4 protein-coding genes are annotated in these 2,377 nt (G+C 38.2%); 2 read left to right on the top strand and 2 right to left on the bottom strand.

Annotated features, from left to right (window positions below):
• Nucleotides 1–192: 192 nt before the first annotated feature.
• Nucleotides 193–477, bottom strand: coding sequence for a hypothetical protein (locus L2748_RS23535; protein ID WP_220783524.1), 285 nt, complete (start codon nucleotides 475–477; stop codon nucleotides 193–195).
• Nucleotides 478–610: 133 nt separating this feature from the next.
• Between L2748_RS23535 and L2748_RS23530 the strand changes: the two genes are divergently transcribed.
• A complete protein-coding gene (locus L2748_RS23530) occupies nucleotides 611–1,642 on the top strand; it encodes an outer membrane beta-barrel protein (protein ID WP_220783525.1) in 1,032 nt (343 codons plus the stop codon).
• 77 nt (nucleotides 1,643–1,719) lie between these two features.
• Nucleotides 1,720–1,968: a hypothetical protein gene (locus L2748_RS23525; RefSeq protein WP_220783526.1), complete on the top strand. Its 249-nt coding sequence runs from the start codon at nucleotides 1,720–1,722 to the stop codon at nucleotides 1,966–1,968.
• A gap of 210 nt (nucleotides 1,969–2,178) precedes the next feature.
• Here the strand turns inward: L2748_RS23525 and L2748_RS23520 are convergent.
• Nucleotides 2,179–2,377, bottom strand: a 199-nt coding sequence (locus L2748_RS23520; protein ID WP_248957802.1) for a hypothetical protein, incomplete at its 5' end; no start/stop codon positions are given.

Here is a 2,377-nt window from a genome sequence, read left to right as displayed (position 1 = left end):
TTCTTGTACGTTTCGTCATAGTGTCACCTGTTAACTTATGAGGTGATGATATCACCTCTAACTAGGTGGCCAAATTAACTATGCCACTACATAATGAAATTGTGCATTACTTATAAACACAGATTCACCATACGGTTCTAACGAACTGATGACCACAAATCCGTAAAATTACCTCCCCTAGCACGATAACTATTAGTGTTTTCCTAAAGTGTTATTAACAATAAATAGCACCGCAAAAATAAACATGAAAATGAATACTGGTTTTACAAAGTCCACAGTTGGACTTGAGCTAAGATAGGCATCATAGAGAAAATTACCAATTGCGATCCCTGAACTAGTTATTAAAATCCCCCTTACTTTTAAACCTTTCATTTCAAACATATTCACACCTCTACCAAAACAAATCGCCACCAACAATAAAACTTCCGCAACCAAATTAACAACAAAGCAATTGACACGCCCCCACCACGTACTCACAACCAGTCACACCATTCAACCTAATAAACAGCTTAAACACTTCTCACCTGATGAATAATAATTGCAACAACATTAATAAAGGTGAATAATATTAGATTGTTACACAAAAAACTTATTTTTATTCAGAGAAAAAATGAAAAAATCACTTTTAGCAATCGCATTACTCGGCAATTCAGCCTATGCAAACACTATAGATGTAGACAACACATGGTATTTAGGTGCAGGTGTAGGTCAAAGTAGTTATGAATCAGTTAATGCTATCAGCCATTTAGGGACTGACCGGGATTTGGCATGGAATGCGACTGTCGGTTTTCAGTTTAATGAATACTTTGCACTCGAAGCAGGCTGGCAAGATTTAGGAGCAACCGATGATACTCACCAATGGGGTAATCTTGATGGTTCTCAATCTATTGATGTTGATGGTTTTACCCTCGGTTTAGTTGGTACTCTACCTCTTAGTGAAAAATGGTTCCTGACAGGTGAAGGTGGTGCCTATCAATACCATTTAGCCCATCAAATAAATGCAAATAAATACGTCAGCACTATTGATACCGCTCCATATTTTGGCGCAGGCATTGGCTACAAAATAACTGATGCACTAGAGGTTTCGGCTAAATACCGACGTTTCACGAATATTGATGAAACAACTTGGAACACCGCGAACATGGACGTTCAAACAGTGGGCATCCAAATGGTTTACCGTTTTGGTGTGAAAGCAACACCAAAGCCTGTAGTTAGTTTACCCGTAGTAACGGAAACAGTAGAAGAAGTAATTGAAGAACCAATTCAACAACCTGTTTACGAGACAAAAATAGAAGAAAACAGTTATGTAGTTCTGTTCGACTTCGACTCATCGAGCCTAAATGACGCAGCAAAAGCTAAGCTTAATGAAGTTATTCAACTGTCTAAGCAACATGATAGCAATGCAATTGTGTTAATTGGACAATCTGACAATCAAGGCTCGTCAGCGTACAATCAAAAACTCTCAGAGCAACGAACTAAACAAGTTGGTGACTACCTCACAACTAACGGTGTAAATGCACAAAGTTTAGAAGGGCAGGCTATGGGTGAGCAAGATTCAAAAGCCAATTCAAAATCAGATAGAGCGCTTGAACGCCGAGTAGTAATTAAACTAACAAGTGAAACTCAAGTTATGGTTCCATAGTCTACTATAATTATAAAAGGCTTAGAGTTTTCTTTCTAAGCCTTCTTGCCCTCTATTTCCAAAAAACATTTATTAACATGAAAAAAATTAATTACACAGGACTATTTGGGGCGCTAATTGGATTTATCGGCTTAACTGTATTTTTAGCTAACGGTTCAATTTCAACAAAACCATTAAACGCTATTAATGGTCTTGCATTTAGTTTTAGCAGGGGAGCGGGGCTTCCTGAAGTAATACCTTATGCCCTGTCATGTATAGTATTTCTCGTAGTAATGGCACTAGGATATTATTTATTTACTATACTAAGTATGAAATTACTTAAATAATCTAGCTAACATAAAGCCGCACTAACGAGATCAAAAACTGTATTTATTTGTCCGCCTCATCTAACAACTCTCGTTTTCGCTGACGTTCAATACGAAGCTGCCCATGAATATAGCCAAGCTCTGCCCGTTGTTTTTTCTTATCCTGCTTATTTTTAAGGATCCACTCTGTAAGTGGGGATTTGAAAGGCTTATTCTCACTGTCGCTATTATTCAGAACAATCTCTCCTCGCCCTGTGAGACAGCAGCGCAACAGTAAAGACAAGCTTTTAAATTTGGATACAGTATCTTGGATTGTTCCATGGCCGTATAACACCCCATAAACAAACCAACTTCTGAAACCACCAGGCCAACATTTGGACACCATGCAGCATGTAACACTGGATTACTGGAGCCTGGGTTCTCAATCACA

Source organism: Shewanella sairae, assembly GCF_023283535.1.
In the GTDB taxonomy this organism is placed as follows: domain Bacteria; phylum Pseudomonadota; class Gammaproteobacteria; order Enterobacterales; family Shewanellaceae; genus Shewanella; species Shewanella sairae.
Note: the sequence above shows the minus strand (reverse complement) of the source record. Positions and strands in the feature narration are given on the sequence as shown.